Source organism: Pseudarthrobacter sp. RHLT3-21, from assembly GCF_059383495.1.
This window is the reverse complement of record NZ_JBWZCI010000005.1, coordinates 64,057-80,955: the sequence shown is the minus strand read 5'-3', so window position 1 is coordinate 80,955 and position 16,899 is coordinate 64,057. Positions and strand designations below refer to the sequence as shown.

14 protein-coding genes are annotated in these 16,899 nt (G+C 66.4%); 7 read left to right on the top strand and 7 right to left on the bottom strand.

The window, feature by feature from the left end; genetic code table 11:
- Window positions 1–62: 62 nt before the first annotated feature.
- Window positions 63–1,139 carry a Gfo/Idh/MocA family protein gene (locus AC50YA_RS07520; protein ID WP_494981683.1) on the top strand — a complete coding sequence of 359 codons (1,077 nt, stop codon included), beginning with the start codon at window positions 63–65 and terminating at the stop codon, window positions 1,137–1,139.
- A 95-nt stretch (window positions 1,140–1,234) separates the two neighbouring features.
- Here AC50YA_RS07520 and ald read toward each other — a convergent pair whose 3' ends face one another.
- Window positions 1,235–2,353 (bottom strand): alanine dehydrogenase, encoded by a 1,119-nt coding sequence (ald, locus tag AC50YA_RS07515; RefSeq protein ID WP_494981682.1) that lies wholly within the window; start codon window positions 2,351–2,353, stop codon window positions 1,235–1,237.
- A 233-nt stretch (window positions 2,354–2,586) separates the two neighbouring features.
- Between ald and AC50YA_RS07510 the strand changes: the two genes are divergently transcribed.
- Window positions 2,587–3,804: a PucR family transcriptional regulator gene (locus AC50YA_RS07510; RefSeq protein ID WP_494981681.1), complete on the top strand. Its 1,218-nt coding sequence runs from the start codon at window positions 2,587–2,589 to the stop codon at window positions 3,802–3,804.
- Window positions 3,805–3,862: 58 nt separating this feature from the next.
- Here the strand turns inward: AC50YA_RS07510 and AC50YA_RS07505 are convergent, their stop codons facing one another.
- Window positions 3,863–4,258 (bottom strand): helix-turn-helix domain-containing protein, encoded by a 396-nt coding sequence (locus AC50YA_RS07505; protein ID WP_494981680.1) that lies wholly within the window; start codon window positions 4,256–4,258, stop codon window positions 3,863–3,865.
- 49 nt (window positions 4,259–4,307) lie between these two features.
- Between AC50YA_RS07505 and AC50YA_RS07500 the strand changes: the two genes are divergently transcribed.
- The gene (locus AC50YA_RS07500; RefSeq protein ID WP_494981679.1) at window positions 4,308–5,090 is read left to right on the top strand and encodes an alpha/beta fold hydrolase; all 783 of its coding nucleotides are present in this window, start codon (window positions 4,308–4,310) and stop codon (window positions 5,088–5,090) included.
- A 36-nt stretch (window positions 5,091–5,126) separates the two neighbouring features.
- Here the strand turns inward: AC50YA_RS07500 and AC50YA_RS07495 are convergent, their stop codons facing one another.
- Together AC50YA_RS07495 and ptsP are read right to left on the bottom strand one after the other, a co-directional pair.
- Window positions 5,127–5,405 carry an HPr family phosphocarrier protein gene (locus AC50YA_RS07495; protein WP_056341927.1) on the bottom strand — a complete coding sequence of 93 codons (279 nt, stop codon included), beginning with the start codon at window positions 5,403–5,405 and terminating at the stop codon, window positions 5,127–5,129.
- A 63-nt stretch (window positions 5,406–5,468) separates the two neighbouring features.
- Window positions 5,469–7,154 carry a phosphoenolpyruvate--protein phosphotransferase gene (gene ptsP, locus AC50YA_RS07490; RefSeq protein WP_494981678.1) on the bottom strand — a complete coding sequence of 562 codons (1,686 nt, stop codon included), beginning with the start codon at window positions 7,152–7,154 and terminating at the stop codon, window positions 5,469–5,471.
- 160 nt (window positions 7,155–7,314) lie between these two features.
- On the opposite strand from ptsP, the gene AC50YA_RS07485 reads away from it, so the two are divergent.
- The 4 genes from AC50YA_RS07485 to AC50YA_RS07470 all read left to right on the top strand — a co-directional run bounded on the left by AC50YA_RS07485 (window position 7,315) and on the right by AC50YA_RS07470 (window position 12,037).
- Window positions 7,315–8,043, top strand: a complete 729-nt coding sequence (locus AC50YA_RS07485) for a TetR/AcrR family transcriptional regulator (RefSeq protein ID WP_494981677.1) — start codon at window positions 7,315–7,317, stop codon at window positions 8,041–8,043.
- 49 nt (window positions 8,044–8,092) lie between these two features.
- The gene (locus tag AC50YA_RS07480) at window positions 8,093–10,162 is read left to right on the top strand and encodes a PTS mannitol transporter subunit IICBA (RefSeq protein WP_494981676.1); all 2,070 of its coding nucleotides are present in this window, start codon (window positions 8,093–8,095) and stop codon (window positions 10,160–10,162) included.
- A complete protein-coding gene (locus AC50YA_RS07475) occupies window positions 10,162–11,325 on the top strand; it encodes a mannitol-1-phosphate 5-dehydrogenase (protein WP_494981675.1) in 1,164 nt (387 codons plus the stop codon). The genes AC50YA_RS07480 and AC50YA_RS07475 overlap by 1 nt, the downstream gene beginning before the upstream one ends.
- Window positions 11,326–11,515: 190 nt before the next feature.
- Complete coding sequence (locus tag AC50YA_RS07470) at window positions 11,516–12,037, top strand: GNAT family N-acetyltransferase (protein WP_494981674.1); 522 nt, start codon at window positions 11,516–11,518, stop codon at window positions 12,035–12,037.
- A gap of 8 nt (window positions 12,038–12,045) precedes the next feature.
- On the opposite strand, the gene AC50YA_RS07465 is transcribed toward AC50YA_RS07470, so the two are convergent.
- The 3 genes from AC50YA_RS07465 to AC50YA_RS07455 form a co-directional block, all read right to left on the bottom strand.
- Window positions 12,046–13,485, bottom strand: a complete 1,440-nt coding sequence (locus AC50YA_RS07465) for a sugar porter family MFS transporter (protein ID WP_494981673.1) — start codon at window positions 13,483–13,485, stop codon at window positions 12,046–12,048.
- Between the two features lie 201 nt (window positions 13,486–13,686).
- Window positions 13,687–14,907, bottom strand: coding sequence for a benzoate/H(+) symporter BenE family transporter (locus AC50YA_RS07460; RefSeq protein ID WP_494981672.1), 1,221 nt, complete (start codon window positions 14,905–14,907; stop codon window positions 13,687–13,689).
- Between the two features lie 253 nt (window positions 14,908–15,160).
- Window positions 15,161–16,825 (bottom strand): MDR family MFS transporter, encoded by a 1,665-nt coding sequence (locus AC50YA_RS07455; RefSeq protein ID WP_494981671.1) that lies wholly within the window; start codon window positions 16,823–16,825, stop codon window positions 15,161–15,163.
- Window positions 16,826–16,899: the final 74 nt, after the last annotated feature.

Here is a 16,899-nt window from a genome sequence, read left to right as displayed (position 1 = left end):
GTGAGAGAGCGTTCGCGTGAAACATACAGGAGGTGAGAGAGCGTAAGGGTACCGTTTTCCCTATGACGTGGACTGAACCCGAACGCCGTATCCGGACCGCCGTCGTCGGTTATGGCCTGTCCGGCAGCGTTTTCCATGCGCCGCTCATCGCGGCGGACCTCCGCTACTCGCTGGACGTCATCGCCACGTCCGACGCCGGCCGGCAGGTTGCTGCGACGCAGCGGTACCAAGGCGTCAAAACAGTGCCCGACGGCGATGCTGTGCTTGCGCTCGCCGGTGACCTTGACCTTGTGGTGCTGGGGACCCCGCCGGCCACGCACTTTCCGCTGGCGAAGGCAGCCCTGGAGGCTGGGCTCGATGTTGTGGTGGACAAGCCCTTTGTGGTCCGGTCAGCCGAGGGGCAGGAACTGATCGCCCTCGCGGAGCGGCTGGGACGGGTGCTCACGGTCTTCCAGAACCGGCGCTGGGACGGCGATTTCCTTACGGTCCGGAAGTTGCTGGCCGAGGAAGCCTTGGGCGCTGTGACCCGCTTTGAGTCCAGCTTTGAGCGCTGGACGCCAGGGATCTCCAAAGCCTGGAAGGCCAGCGCTACGGCGGCTGACGGCGGCGGTGCGCTCTTCGACCTCGGCACGCACCTCATCGACCAGGCGCTTTTGCTTTTCGGTCCAGCCACCGTCATCCATGCAGAACTCCGGGTCCGGCGTCCCGACGAGAAGGCCGACGATGACGTCTTCCTGGTACTCAACCACGAGTCCGGGGCGACCAGCCACCTAAGCATGAACCTGCTGTGCGCCCAGCAGGGCCCGCGGTTCCGCATCCTCGGATCCACGGGCGCGTTCACCAAGCACGGGATCGACCCGCAGGAGCCGTTCATTGTTGCCGGCGGCGGCCCGCTGGACGCGGAATACGGCGTTGAGGCACCGGAATGGGCAGGAAGCCTGGGCCGCGACGGCCACCTCGATCTACTGCCCACGGAACGAGGCGCCTACCCCGAGTTCTACCGGCTGCTGGCAGCCAATATCGACGACGGCGGCGCCACATCCGCACTACCGCTCCCGGTAGACCCGGCAGACGCCGTCGAGGTCCTCAAAGTAATAGAAAAGGCACGCGAACTGGCCTTGGCGCAGAACGGGGCTTAACGTCGGAACGGCAGCCATCCAGAAAGCGTGCGTCAAAGGCGACGAAGGAGCCAGCACGCGTTGGATGTCTGCCGTTCAGACGGCAACCAAGAGGCCTAAGCGGAGACCAGTTCGTGCCAGTCCGCCACGAGGGGCAGGTTGTGTGCCTCGGAGACGGAGTGGTGCGCTACGTGTCCGGCGGCGATGTTGAGGCCGGCGGCGAGGGCCGAATCCTTCTCGAAGGCTGCCTTGACGCCGAGGTTGGCCAGGGCCACGGCGTAGCGCAGGGTGACGTTGGTCAGCGCGTAGGTGGACGTGTTGGGTACGGCGCCCGGCATGTTGGCCACGCAGTAGAAGATCGTGTTGTGGACCTTGTACGTCGGTTCCTGGTGCGTAGTGGGGCGCGTGTCTTCGAAGCAGCCGCCCTGGTCCACGGCGATGTCCACCAGCACGGAGCCGGGCTTCATGCGGGCCACGAGTTCGTTGCTGACCAGCTTGGGGGCCTTCGCACCGGGGATCAGGACGGAGCCGATTACCAGGTCTGCGTCCACCACTGACTTTTCGATCTCGTACTTGTTGGAGGCCACGGTCTTCAGCCGGCCCTGGTACTGGGCGTCGAGTTCGCGGAGACGGTTGATGTTGATGTCCAGGATGGTGACGTCGGCGCCCAGGCCCAGGGCCATCGCGGCGGCGTTGGTGCCAGCGACGCCGGCGCCAAGGACAACCACCTTCGCCGGGCGGACACCCGGAACGCCACCCAGCAGGACGCCCTTGCCGCCGGCAGGTGCCATCAGGGACGTGGCGCCTACCTGCACGGACAGGCGGCCGGCAACCTCGGACATGGGGGCCAGCAGCGGCAGGGTGCGGCCTTCCTGCACGGTCTCGTAGGCGATGGCGGTGACGCCGGAGTTGATGAGTTCCTGGGTGAGTTCCGGTTCGGCGGCGAGGTGGAGGTAGGTGAAGAGGATCAGGCCCTTGTGGAAGCGGTGGTACTCGGCCGTGATGGGTTCCTTCACCTTCATGACCATGTCGGCCCGGGCCCAGACGTCATCGGCCTCGGCGACGATTTCGGCGCCGGCGATCGCGTATTCCTCGTCCGTGATCCCTGAGCCCAGGCCTGCGCCGCGTTCCACCAGGACTGTGTGGCCGTGGGTGCGGAACTCGTTAACGCCAGCAGCGGTGATGGCGACGCGGAATTCGTTGTTCTTGATCTCTTTGGGGACACCGATGATCATTTGTGGCTCCATATTCTCAGGCCGCGTAGGCCCGAAATTGCGGGGGAAGTTGTGCTTCCAGAATAGATCCGGTTGTGACCCAGCTGACAGGAAAGCAAGCTCCGGGGCTTGCAAACTCCGCGTCATTCCGGGAATTTTTGGTTTCATGGATCGACAAATGTTCAGCGTGAGGGCATCAGGTGTCGCCTGCTGTTCGTTCGCCCGGATGCCTGCCGGAGCAGTAGTGTTACCCCATGCAGCAGGACGTGGAACAACTGGTGGAGCAGGTGGCGCAGAAGCTTGGGCGGGGGCTGTCGCTGGAGGACCTGGACGGCCTGCTGCTCGCCTACAGCTCCAACCAGTCCCATGCGGACCGGGTCCGGGTGAACTTCCTGTTGAGCAAGCGGGTCCCGGCCGATGTCAGCACCTGGCAGCTTTCCCACGGCATCGCCACGGCGGTCCGCCCGGTAGCGATTCCCGCCAACCAGGAGCTTGGGATGCTGGGCCGGGTGTGTGTCCCCTTGATGGTGCGCGGTTTCCGCGTCGGCTACCTCTGGGTGCAGCAGGACTCTGCAGAGGAAAATCCGACGGCGATCCTCGCCCAGTTGCCGGACGTCACCCCGGAGATCGAGCTGCTTTCCGGCCTGCTGCTGGATTCCAACACCGCCGAGTCCGAGTTCCGGCGGGGCCGCGAACGCGAGTTCCTGGCCGCCTGTTCCGGCGAGGCCAACGCGGTGGCCGCCGTGGCGGGCTGGAAGGAAATCCAAGGCAAGGGGCCGTGGCAGATGGTCACAGTGCTCGACGCCGATGGCTGGGCCGGCGGCCCGGACCCCATCGCCTCCACGCTGATCCACCGGTCAGCCGCCCTGCAGGCCACGGTGGGAGTGGATGTGGCGCTGTTCAGTGCAGGCACGGAAACCCATTCGGTGGTGCTGTTCCGGGAGTCGGTGGGCCGGGCCAACCATGCCCAGGTACTGGTCCACTACCAGCTGGAGCTGGCCAAACGCTCGGGCCGGCCCGTGCACCGCATCATCCTGGGCATCAGCGAGGGATTTGCGAAGCCACGCGAGCTTGCCGAGGCTTACAGGCAGTCCAGGCAGGCGGCACAGGCGGCGGCGGTGGACCCCCAGCTGGGCGAACTGGTGGACTGCCGGGCCACCGGGGTCTACCAACTGCTGGCATCGGCGGGCGGGGGAGCTGGCGCCTGGGCTGACTCCGGGTCCGTTTATGTACGGATGCTGGAGGACCACGACCGCAACGATGAGCTTCTCCCAGTACTTGAGCTCATCTATGACAACGACGGCTCAGTCCAGGACGTGGCCACCAAACTCCACCTGCACCGCAGCAGCATCTACAACCGGCTGGGCCGCATCCGGCAACTCCTGGGCGTTGACCCGCTGAAGGGGATGCCCCGGCTGGAGCTCCATGCGGCACTCAAGATGCGGCGCTGGGCGGGGCGCCCGCGGATCTAACGGGCCAGGATCTAGCGCACCCCGGACCCAGACGCGCCGGAGCCAGCCCACCCGGGGGCTAGGCCGGCGCTGGCTTCTCTTGCTGATCAAGCTTCTTCTGCCGGTCCAGCCAGGCCATGATGGCCGCCAGCCTGATCCGGCGGTGCGTGCCGCGGTATTCCACCGGAATCTCACCGCGATCGGTCATGTTGCGCAGGTACGTGTGGGAAATCCCGGCGAGTTCGGCCGCCTGGGACGTGGTGAGCATTTCCTCCACACTGCTGACGGTCACCGCTTCGCCGCGGCTCAGCCGAGCGAGCAGGTCCACCACCGCATCCCTCGCCTGGGGCGTCAGCCGGTGGACGGTGCCGTCCACAAAAACCGTAATGTCATTGCCGCCCGCCAGGGCCCGTTGGAGTTTCCCTGCATCTTTGGGTGGAAGCGCAGCCGTCATTTTCGGAGCTATCAATGCCATGGGCACAGCCTAACCCGGTACCTGCGGGCGACGGCGGTATGCTCGCGGGGTGAAGCTCAGTGATGGCGAGGACATTGAATCCGGCGGGCTGGCGGGCCGGCTGTACCGCTCCGTGGCGCCAGGAGGCGAGGTTCAGCGACAGACGTATGTCCTGCTGCACGGGATCGGCGTCTCCCACCGCTACTTTGCGCGGCTGCACCGGGAGCTGGCCCTGGCAGCAGACGTCTACTCCTTTGACCTCCCAGGTTTTGGTGACGCGCCCAAGCCTCGGCGCCAGGTACCGGTGGGTGAGTACGCGGCGTTTGTGCGGGCGGCGCTCGCGGAAGCCGGCGTGACGTCCTGCGTGGTGATCGGGCATTCCATGGGAACCCAGCATGCCGTTGAACTCGCCCTGCAGGAGCCGGAACTCGTTGCCGGCGTGGTGCTGATGGGCCCGGTGGTGGACCCCCGCCGGAAGTCGGTGGCGCGGCAGGCGCTGGCATTGACCCGCGACGCCATGTTCAGCGAGAGCCCGTCCGCGAATGCCATTGTCCTATCGGATTATTTTCGGGCCGGCCCACGCTGGTACCTCACCGAGCTGCCCGTGATGATGCAGTATCCCCTTGAGGCCAGGATCCGGAGAGTCAGCCAGCCGCTGCTTGTGCTGCGCGGCAGCAAGGACCCGGTGGCCGGCCGCGCCTGGTGCCAGCGGCTGGCTGCCCAGGCTCCCCAGGGCAGCCTGGCCGAGATCCCCGGACGCGGCCACGTTTTCCAGCACACCGCCCCGGGGCCGGCGGCCGCTGCGATCACCGACTGGGCCCGGCCCGTGGACGGCTTCGGCGTCACCGCCTGAACGCCACCACGTGAGGTGCGCTCCCGGCGTCGTGCCCTATTCGGCGTCGAGGTCCGTTTCCAGGAGCTTGACCAGCGAATCCAATGCCGCGTCGGCGCCGTCACCTTCAGCCCGGAGCACCACAACATCGCCCTTGGCGGCGCCCAGGGTCATCAGCGACAGGATGCTCGAAGCGTCCAGTGCGTCGTCCTCCGGGTCGCCCTGCATGGCAATGGTGACCTCAACTCCCACGTCCCCCGCGGCTTCAGCAAACAGCGCGGCGGGGCGCGCGTGCAGGCCGGAGCGGCTGGCGATGGTGGCGATGCGTTCGGGCATTGTTCCTCCTGGTGGGTGCTTCGTGGTGTCTGGCTAGAGCGGCGGTTGGTCAAAGGCGGGCGGTCAGAGGCCGAGTTCTTCGAGGACGGGCAGTTTTTCCCGTACCCAAGCCTTGGCTTCGGTGGCGCTGGGCGCGGACAGGGCCAGCTTGGCCAGCTGCTGCGCCTCGGCCAGCGTGACGGTCTTCAGCACCGCGGCCACAGCGGCCAGGGACCGCGCGGTCATGGACAGCGTGTTGACGCCCAGCCCGGTAAGTACGACGGCGAGGGCCGGGTCAGCGGCCGCCTCACCGCAGACGCCCACGGGTTTGTTGTTGCCTTCCGCACGGGAGCCTTCCACGGTCAAACCCACCAGGCGCAGCACGGCGGGCTGCCAGGGTGTGTTCAGTCCTGCCAGCGGGCCGAGTTGGCGGTCCGCGGCCATGGCGTACTGGGTGAGGTCGTTGGTGCCCAAGCTCGCGAAGCCCACCTCGCGCAGGATGGCCTCGGCGGTGAGTGCGGCGGAGGGGACTTCCACCATCACGCCGGGCGTCTTGATGCCGGCGTCGGCGCACATTGAGGCGAAGCGGGCCGCCTCTTCCGCCGTCGAGATCATTGGGGCCATGACCCACACGTCCGCTTCGGACTGCTTCTCGGCCAGGGCGATGGCTTCCAGCTGGCGGTCCAGCACGCCAGGTGTGGTGAAGTCAGTGCGGTAGCCGCGGACGCCCAGGGCCGGGTTGGGCTCCGTGGAGTCGGTCAGGAACGGAAGCGGCTTGTCGGCGCCGGCGTCGAGCGTGCGCAGGACCACTTTTTTTCCCGGGAACGCATCAAAAACGCTCTTGTAGGCCGCGGCCTGTTCCTCCACGCTGGGCTCGGAGTCCCGTTCGAGGAAGCAGAATTCGGTGCGGAAAAGGCCCACGCCCTGGGCGCCAAGCTTGGCGGCAGCCTCGGCGTCTTTGCCGCCGCCAACGTTGGCGAGCAGCGGCACCAGGTGGCCGTCCGCCGTCGTGCCCGTGCCGCTGAACTCGGCCAGCAGGGAAGCCGTGGCCGCCCATGCTTCCGCTGCGGCACGCAGTGATTCGTCGGGCTCAGCTGTGATGGTGCCGGCCGCGCCGTCCACATAGACGTCCGTGCCGTCCGGGAGTTCGTCCACGCCTACGGCTGCCACCACGGCCGGCAGGCCAAGGGAGCGGGCGATGATGGCGGTGTGGGACTGGGGGCCGCCGCCCGCTGTAACGAGTGCCAGTACCTTGTTCGGGTCCAGGGTCGCGGTGTCCGCCGGCGCCAGATCCTCGGCCACCAGGACGAACGGCGTATTGGATGCCGGAATGCCGGGCGCGGGCACGCCGCGCAGCTCGGCGACGATCCGTGCGCGCACATCCAGGACGTCAGTGGCGCGTTCGGCCATGTAGCCGCCCAGGTTGTGAAGCATTTCAGCAACGGAGGAACCGGACTCCCAGATGGCGCGCTCGCTTGAGGCGCCGCGGGCAACGAGCTTGGCCGCACCCTTGATCAGCATGGTGTCCTTGGCCATGAGTGCCGTGGCTTCCAGGACTGCTTTGCCGTCACCTGTGGCGTGGGCGGCACGGGACTTCAGTTCGTCGTGCACCGCCTGGGAGGCCGTCTTGAGGGCGGCGGTCGCGTCCTCGGCCGTGACTCCGGCGGCCAGTTGCTCGCCTGCGGGGGGTTCGCTGATCGGTTTGGGCATCTGCCGGACGGTTCCGATGATGCGGCCGGGGCTGACGCCAACTCCTGGGAAGGTCTGCACTGAAGGTCCTCATTCTCTGCCGGTAGCCAGGCCCGCCTAGGTTATCCCGGCGCCATGCCGGGGCCGCCGCGACCACTATGTGCGAGGGCGGAAACGTGCCTGAAAAAATTGTATGTGATTCAGTTCATATAGCAATGCTATAGGTGATAGGGTAGCGGCTATGAGTTTGGATGGCCAGCTTCCCCCCAAAATGCGTCTGTTGCGTGCAGCGGCCGAATTGCTGGCAAAGTCCGCGGGAGCATCCGTCTCCACCCGCCAGATCACGCAGCTGGCAGGGGTTACGGCGCCCACGCTGTACCACCACTTCGGTGACAAGGAAGGTCTCTTTGACGCCGTCGTCGCCGCAGGTTTTGAAGAGTATGTTGCGGGCGAGAGGGACTTCGCCCGGTCCGGACATCCGCTGGAAGACATCCGGCGGATGTGGGATAACCACGTCCAGTTCGGGCTCAAGCAGCCGGAACTGTACCTGGTGATGTTCGGCAATATCCGCCCGGAAAGCCGCCCCGCCATCGTCGCCGAAGCCGAGGCGCTGATGGAGGAGATGCTGAACAAGGCAGCGGCTGCGGGCCAGCTGAACGTCCAGCCGCGCGAAGCAGCCAGGTCCATCCTGGCCGCCAACGTGGGTGTGACCTTGATGCTGATTGCGGAACCGGCCGCCGAACGGAACCTTGAACTGTCCATCATGACCCGGGACGCCATGATCTTTGCGGTGTCTGCGGCGCAAGCCGAAGGGGCCGCGCCGGAAGACTCCGGCAAGTCCTCGGTGGTGGTGGCAGCGATTGCCCTGAACGCCGCGCTCCAGGCATCGCACTCAGACCAGCTCTCCAGCTCGGAACTCAAACTGTTCCTCGAATGGCTTCACCGAATCTCCACCAGCACGTCGTCGTAAGTATCGGACCCATCCTGCGCTGCAGCAGGAATGACGGTTAGGAAAGCACATGGCAACAGAGACAGTTGCGAAACCCCGCACCAGCCTGCGGGTCGGCGTCCAGAAGTTCGGGACGTTCCTGTCCGGCATGATCATGCCCAACATTGGCGCGTTCATCGCGTGGGGGCTCATCACGGCCCTCTTCATTGAGAAGGGCTGGATCCCGGTCCCGGCCTTGGGCGGCTTCGACACCAACGCCGAGGGAGTCCCCAATGTGGGCCTGGTTGGCCCCATGATCACCTACCTGCTGCCGCTCCTGATCGCCTACACCGGCGGCCGGATGGTCTACGACGTCCGCGGCGGCGTGGTGGGAGCCATCGGCACCATGGGCGTCATTGTGGGCGCCGGCATCCCGATGTTCATCGGCGCCATGATCATGGGCCCCCTCGGCGGCTGGACCATGAAGAAGATCGACCTCCTGTGGGAAGGCAAAATCCGCCCGGGCTTCGAGATGCTGGTCAACAACTTCTCGGCCGGCATCTGGGGCGCACTGCTGGCGATGCTGGGGTTCTACGGCATCTCCCCGCTGGTCCAGGCGTTCAGCACCGGCGCCGGCAATGTGGTGCAGTTCCTGGTCAACAACGGCCTGCTGCCGCTCACCAGCATTTTCATCGAGCCCGCCAAGGTGCTGTTCCTGAACAACGCTATCAACCACGGCGTGCTGACCCCGCTGGGCATCCAGCAGTCGTTGGAGCAGGGCAAGTCGATCCTGTTCCTCCTCGAAGCCAACCCCGGTCCCGGCATGGGGATCCTGCTCGCGTACATGTTCTTCGGGAAGGGCATTGCCAAGGGTTCGGCCTCCGGCGCAGCGATCATCCACTTCCTCGGCGGCATCCACGAAATCTACTTCCCGTACGTCCTGATGCGCCCGCTGCTGATCCTGGCCGCAATCGCCGGCGGCATGACGGGTATCGCCACCATGGCCATCACCGGCTCCGGACTCGTTGCGCCGGCGGCGCCTGGCTCGATCATCGCCGTGCTCGCCCAGACCTCCCGCGACAGCTACGTCGGGGTGATCCTCGCGGTGGTTCTTGCCACCACAGTCTCCTTCCTGGTGGCCTCCGTGATCCTGAAGACCACCAAGCACAGCGACGAGACGGACCTGACCGACGCCACGTCCAAGATGGAAGCCATGAAGGGCAAAAAGAGCTCCGTCTCCTCAATGCTGACCGGCGCTGGTGCAGGTGGCGGCGTGGGCACGGCTGTCCTCGCCGGCCCCATCAAGAACATTGTGTTCGCGTGCGACGCCGGCATGGGCTCCAGCGCCATGGGCGCCTCGGTGCTGCGGAACAAGATCAAGGCCGCCGGGTTCCCGGACGTCAAGGTCACCAATGCCGCGATCGCCAACCTCAGCGACACCTACGACGTTGTGATCACGCACCAGGACCTGACCGAACGCGCCAAGCCCGTCACCTCCAGTGCGGCCCACTACTCCGTGGACAACTTCATGAACAGCCCGCGGTACGACGAGATTGTGGAGCTGGTCAAGGAGCACAACACCGAAGGCGCAACGCCCGACGCCGGTGCTGCCGCCGGTGCCGCAGCTGCCGCTGGCCACGGCGCGCACGTTGCCAGTGCCCCTGTGGATGCCTCACCCGCCGCCGGCAGCGGTACAGCACCTGCCGAAGCTGCGGGGACGGCGGCGCCTTCCGACATCCTCGTGGCCGACAGCGTCATCCTCAACGGCACCGCCACCACCCGCGATGCCGCCATCGACGAAGCCGGCCGGCTCCTCCTGGCCCGCGGCGCCGTGGACGAGGGCTACCTCGCGGCCATGCACGAACGCGAGGAATCCGTGTCCACCTACATGGGCAGCTTGCTGGCCATCCCGCACGGCACCAACGCCGCCAAGGACCACATCCTGAAGTCGGCGGTGTCCGTGATCCGCTACCCGGACGGCATCGACTGGAACGGCAAGCAGGTCAAGTTCGTGGTGGGCGTCGCCGGCATCAACAACGAACACCTCCACATCCTGTCCTCCATCGCGAAGGTCTTCACCAACAAGGCCCAGGTGGCCCAGCTGGAAGCGGCCACGTCCGTTGAGGAAGTCCTGGAGCTGTTCGGAAAGGTGAACGCATAGTGAAGGCGGTACATTTCGGAGCCGGCAACATCGGCCGCGGCTTTGTGGGGCTGCTGCTGCACCAGGCCGGTTATGAGGTGGTGTTCGCGGATGTCGCGGACACGCTCATCGACCAGCTGGCGGCAGCAGACAGCTACAACGTCCACGAGGTGGGGGAGAACCCCACCGTCCGGACGGTGGACAACTTCCGCGCGCTGAACTCCGGCACGCAGGAAGCGGAGCTGGTGCGGGAAATCGCGACGGCGGACATCGTCACCACCGCCGTGGGACCGCACATCCTGAAGTTCGTGGCGCCCGCCATCGCCAAGGGCATCGCGGCGCGGGCTACCGGGCTGGCGCCGCTGCAGGTTATGGCCTGCGAGAACGCCATCAACGCCACGGACATCCTGCGGGCCGAAGTCGCGGCGCTCTGGGACGACGCCGCCGGCTCCCTGGACGACGCGGCGGTGTTTGCGAACACCGCCGTGGACCGGATTGTGCCCAACCAGGCGCCGGGCCAGGGCCTGGACGTCACCGTGGAGACGTTCTACGAGTGGGTCATCGACCGGACGGCATTTGGCGATGCTGCGCCGGTCATCCCGGGGGCGACGTTTGTGGACGAGCTCTCGCCCTACATCGAGCGGAAGCTCTTCACCGTGAATACCGGGCACGCCTCCGCGGCGTATCTCGGGTTCGAGGCCGGCCTGGAAAAGATCTCCGATGCCATGGCCGACCAGGACGTCGCGGAAGACGTCCGGGCCGTCCTGGAGGAAACCAAGCAGCTCCTCGTGGCCAAGCACGGCTTCAACAACGACGAGCAGGAAGCCTACGTCCAGAAGATCCTGGTCCGGTTCTCCAACCCGCACCTGCCGGACACCGTGAACCGGGTGGGCCGCGCCCCGATGCGCAAGCTCAGCCGGCATGAACGGTTCATCGGCCCGGCAGCCGAGCTCGCCGAACGCGGGATCGTGCCCGAGGCACTCCTGGGTGCCATCGCCGCGGCCCTTCGCTTCACCGACCCCGCCGACGCCGAGGCTGCCGAGCTTGCGCAGATCCTGGCGTCCTCATCGGCGGACGACGCCACAGCCCGGATCACCGGGCTGGCTCCGGAGCACCCCCTGTTCGCAGCCGTGTCCACGCTGGTGGAGGAACGCCAGGCAGAAGGGGCGAAGGCGCCCGCCTGACCCTCTCTCACTTCGTGCGGGTTTTTCCCAAACCCTCTCGCAGTTCCTGCGGGTTTTTCCTGAACCCTCGCGCAATCACGACGCCGGCACTCACCCGAGTGCCGGCGTCGTGCGTTGTGATCTCCTACCCTGGGGCGTGGTCTCGGCGTCGTACGTTGGGTCCCGGGAACAGCCGTGGAATGCTGGGGAGATGACCACGAACCCCGGCGCCTTGACCCCCTTGCTGACTGCCGACGTCGACGGCGGGACCTTCCGCCTCAGGCACGCAGTCGCCGCGGACCTGCCCGCCATCGTGGCACTGCTGGCCGACGATTCCTTGGGCGCCAGCCGCGAGCTGGGCCACGAGATGGCACCGTACGAGCGTGCTTTCGAAGCGATCGACGCCGATCCGTCCCATTTGCTCGCGGTGGGGGAGTACGTGCCGGTTGGGGCAGCTGACGGCCCCGTAGTGGCCACTTTCCAGCTGAGCTTCCTTCCCGGCATCTCGCGGCAGGGCTCCTGGCGCTCGCAGATTGAGGCGGTCCGCGTGGCGGGCAGCCTTCGTGGCCAGGGCCTGGGAAACCTGATGGTGGGGTGGGCGATCGACGAATCCAGGCGCCGCGGCTGCACGTTGCTGCAGCTGACCACACACAAGACGCGGACGGCCGCCCACCGCTTCTACGAGCGGCTCGGCTTTGACGCCAGCCATGAGGGCATGAAGCTCACGCTCTGACCCGGGCGTTATGCCTTCTTGGAACCCTTGGGCACAAACAGCGTCTCGGCCTGCTCCAGGGACATGCCGTTGGTTTCCGGCACCTTGAACATCACAAAGAAGAACGACGCCGCCGCGAACAGCGCGTACATGGCGTAGGTCAGGGGCAGGGACGCGGCGGCCATCACCGGGAAGCTGAGCGTGATGGAAAAGTTGGCCACCCATTGCGCGGCGGCGGCCAGGCCCAGGGCACGGGCACGGATCCGGGACGGGAAGATCTCGCCGAGGAGGACCCAGACCAGCGGGCCCCAGGATGCGCCGAAGCTGACCACAAAGATGTTGGCGGCCACCAGGGCCACCGGACCCCAGACGCCCGGCAGGGAGATCTCGGAGCCGGAGCCAACTGCGGCCGAGAACGCCAGCGCCATGGTGCCCAGCGAAACCGCCATGCCGATGGAACCGGCCAGGAGGATGGGCCGGCGGCCGATCCGGTCCACCAGGGCGATGGCCACGAGTGTGACCAGGATGTTGGTGATGGAGGTTGCCACCGAGATGGTGAGCGAGTCCTTCTCCTGGAAACCGACGGCCTTCCACAGCGTGGTGGAGTAGTAGAAGATCACGTTGATGCCCACGAACTGCTGCAGGACGGAGAGGATGATGCCCACCCAGACCACTGCCTGCAGGCCGAACGTCTTGCCGCGGAGCGAGCCTTTCTGCCCGGAGAGCTTGTCCTCTTCGATGGCGTCCTGGATCTCGCGGATGTGCCGGTCGGTGTCCTCGGAGGGCGCGATGGAGTCGAAGACCTTGCGGGCTTCGTCTTCTTTGCCCTGGAACACCAGGAACCGCGGGGATTCCGGGAGGGTGTAGGCAATCCAGCCGTACACCACGGCGGGAACCGCTGCGGCGAGGAACATCCAGCGCCAGGCTTCCAGGCCCAGCCAGAAGGCCTGGTCGGCGCCGCCTGCGGTGGTGGCGAAGAGTGCGTCGGACAGGAGTGCGGCGAAGATGCCGGTGGTGATGGCCAGCTGCTGCAGCGACGCCAGCCGGCCACGGACCTGCCGCGGGGAAATCTCGGAAATGTAGGCCGGTGCGATCACTGAGGCCAGGCCGATGCCCAGGCCGCCCACCAGGCGCCAGAAGATCAGGTCCCAGACGCCGAAGGCGAAGCCGGTTCCGATGGCGCTGACCAGGAACAGCAAGGCGCCGAGCTTCATGGCGGGGATGCGGCCGTGGCGGTCGGCGACTTTGCCGGCGAGGAAGGCGCCTGCCGCGCAGCCCAGCAGGGCGATGGCCACGGCGAAGCCGGTCACGGCCTCGGAGAGCGCGAACTCGTCCTTGATGGCGTCTACTGCGCCGTTGACCACGGAGGAGTCGAAACCGAACAGGAATCCGCCCACCGCGCCTGCGAGTGCCAGCCAGATCACCCGCTGCGGGATCTTGGCGGTTGTCTGCTCCTTGGCGGTGGGCATGCTGCTCCCTGGGATTGGGGGTCGGGTGGATGCGGTGCGGACGTCGTCGGCTGCGGTACCGGCTTATGACCGGCGCACACGCGCTACACAGTGTGGCACGTCACCGCCCGCCGTTCCACTTGGCCGCTTCCCGCACGGAAGGGGAGGACGACGACGGCGGGAGGCCGCCGTCGTCCTGTCTGTGGTTTCCGCAGGGCCTGCTTACGCCTTCCCGCGGTAGCGGCGCAGGGCGAGGTAGGCGACGCTTCCGGCCAGGAGTCCCCAGAACGGCGAGACGATGCCCGCCGGAGCTACTCCCGACGCGGTGACCACCAGGGTGATCAGGGCCGCCTCCGCCGCGATCGGGTTGGCCTTGAAGTCCGAAATGGTGTCGATCAGCGAGCCGTGCAGTGCACCCAGGAGTGCCACGCCGGCGAGGGCCGCCATCATGGCTGCCGGGACGGCGGAGAAGAGTGTCACGGCGGCACTGCTGAAGAGGCCGAAAAGGATATAGAAGACGCCGCAGAAAACGCCAGCCATGTAGCGGCGGTCCTTGTCCGGGTGCGCCTCCGGGCCGGCGCAGATTCCGGCCGTGATGGCCGCTAGATTGATGCCGTGCGAGCCCAGCGGGGCCGAGACCAGCCAGGCCAGTGAAGCCCCGCCGAGGACCAGTTTGTCGTTGACCTTGTAGCCAAGGGTTCCCATCATGGCCAGCCCAGGTCCGTTCTGCCCGGCCATGGTCACGATCACCAGCGGCACAGCGATCCCCATGATCGCCTGGAAATCGAAAGTGGGTGTGGTCCACACCGGTCCGGAGAGGTCGAGCGTCAGGTCGGGCGCCTGGGCCTGACCTGTCAGTGCGCTTAGCGCCACCCCCACCGCCATGGCCACGAGCACGGCGTACCGCGGGGTGATCCGCCGTCCGATCAGGAAAGCCACCACCAGCCCGCCGGCAACGATGGGGGACGTGACCACCGCCTCGACGGCCTTCAGGACAAAGGGCAGCAGCACCCCGGCGAGTACCGCGGCCATCACCGGCTTCGGCACGATGGCCAGGAGCCGCCCGAACCAGCCGGTCACGCCCACGATCAGCGCCAGCAAAGCCGCCACGACATAGGCCCCGATCGCGTCGCTGTACTCGTAATTCCCCAGTGCCGTCAGCAGGAGCGCCGCCCCGGGAACGGACCACGCCACCACAATCGGCTGGCGCGTCACGAGGCTGAGCACCACACACGTCACGCCGCTGGCCACCGCCAGGGACCAGACCCACGACGTGGTGCGTTCCGCGCTGAGGCCTGCACTCTGGGCGGCCTGCAGGACCACCAGCATGGGGCCGGCGTAGGAAATGGCCACCGCCACGAATCCCGCCGTCACCGCGGACAACGAGAAGGACTTCCTCAGCGGGAGGCGCGTGGGCCGGTGCTCTGTCAGGGGGCTCGTCATCGGACTCCTTAGGCTCGTCGGTGAGTTGCGGCCCGGTGAGTGCTGCTTGCCTCGGGCGGCGGCGCCGGGGGCGGCACGTTCCGGAGTCTAGCCGCTGCGTGCGTGCGGCCGGTGTCACGTGAAGCACGCTTTTGGGCCGGCCGGGGCGGGAAAAGCCCGGGTTTCCGCGGAACGACAACGGCAGTCAGCCTAGAAGACTGCCTGCCGTGACAGGTTGCCGCGCGAATGCATGGGTCCGGTGAACCCAGAAGCGCTAGTGGGCCGCCACCGGCGCAGCACCGACCTCCTGCGGAGCGACTTTCGGGTCCGTCAGCTTCTTGTTCGGCAGTGCGAAGCTGATCAGGAACGCGATCCCGGTGAGGACGGCCGCGGTGATCATCACGGTGTCGATCGCGTAGGCGAAGCCTTCAGTAATGGGCCGGGTGAGAGCGCTGTTGGCGGAGGGGAGCCAGCTGGTGTCATTGAGCGATTCGTTCGATGCCCCGTTCTGGAAGAACTCGTAGAGCTTCGCGTTCGCGGGGTCCGCCGCCACGGCCGGGTCGCGCAGCACGGCCTGGTAGTCGGCACTGGACATGGCTGACTTCATGGTGTCGGCGATCCGGCTTGCGGCCAGGCTGAACAGCATGGAGATGAACACGGCTGTGCCCACTGCGCCGCCCATGGAGCGGAAGAACGCGGCGGACGACGTGCCCACGCCCATGTCCTTCGGGGGCACGGAGACCTGCATGGCCAGGGTGAGCGGCTGCATGCAGAAACCCAGTCCCATGCCGAAGAACACGGCGATCACGCCGGGAACCCAGAGGCCCGTATCCACGCCCAGGGACAGGCCCATGGTCACAGCGGCGGCGGTGAGGGTGCCCGTACCCACGATGGGGAAGATCCTGTACGTGCCCGACGCCGAAATGGTGCGGCCCGCGGTGATGGAACCGGTCAGGATGCCCACCGTGAAGGTGATCATCATCAGGCCGGCTTCGGTAGGTGTGAGCCCCTTGACCAGCTGCAGGTACATGGGCAGCATGGCGATGGCGCCGAACATGCCGATGCCGATGATGAAGTTCAGCAGCGAGGACAGGCCAAAAGTAGCGTTCCTGAAGAGCCGGAGCGGGATCAGGGCGTAGTCCCCGGCGCGCTTTTCAGCCAGCAGGAACCAGATGATGCCCACCGCGCCCAGGCCGTAGCAAAGGAAGGAGTTCAGCGACATAAAGCGCCAGCTGCGGCCCTGTTCCGCCACCAGCAGCAGCGGGACAATGGCGAGCGTGATGGCGGCCGCGCCGAAGTAGTCGATCTTCTGCTTCACGTGCTTGGCCGGCAAGTGCAGGAACATGAACACCACGGCCAAGGCAGCAAGGCCGATCGGCAGGTTGATGAAGAACACCCAGCGCCAGCCGTCAAAGCCCAGGATGTTGGCGGAACCTGCGAACGCGCCGCCCACCACGGGGCCGAGCACGGAGGAGATGCCGAATACCGACATGAAGTAGCCCTGGTACTTGGCCCGGTCCTTGAGGGACACGATGTCGCCGATGATGGTCAGCGCGAGGGCCAGCAGGCCGCCGGCGCCCAGGCCCTGGACGCCGCGGGCGATGGCCAGTTCCGTCATGGAGTGCACTGAGCCGGCGTAGAGCGAGCCGACCAGGAAGATGACGATGGCGATCAGGTACAGCGGTCGGCGGCCGAAGATGTCGCTCAGCTTGCCGTACAGCGGCGTGCTGACGGTGGACGTGATGAGGTACGCGGTGGTGGCCCACGCCTGCAGGGACAGCCCGTCGAGATCATTAGCGATGGTGTAGATGGAGGTGGACACGATGGTCTGGTCCAGGGATGCCAGGAACATGCCCAGCATGAGCCCCACCATCACGGTGACGATCTGACGCTGTGTCAGGGTTTCGCCGGCGGCACGCACAGCGGTTATTTTGGACATGGCTACTCCAGGAAAGAATAAAGGGATCACGTTAACATAGTTGCTTTCAGTAACTATGTTAGTTCCCGTTTCAT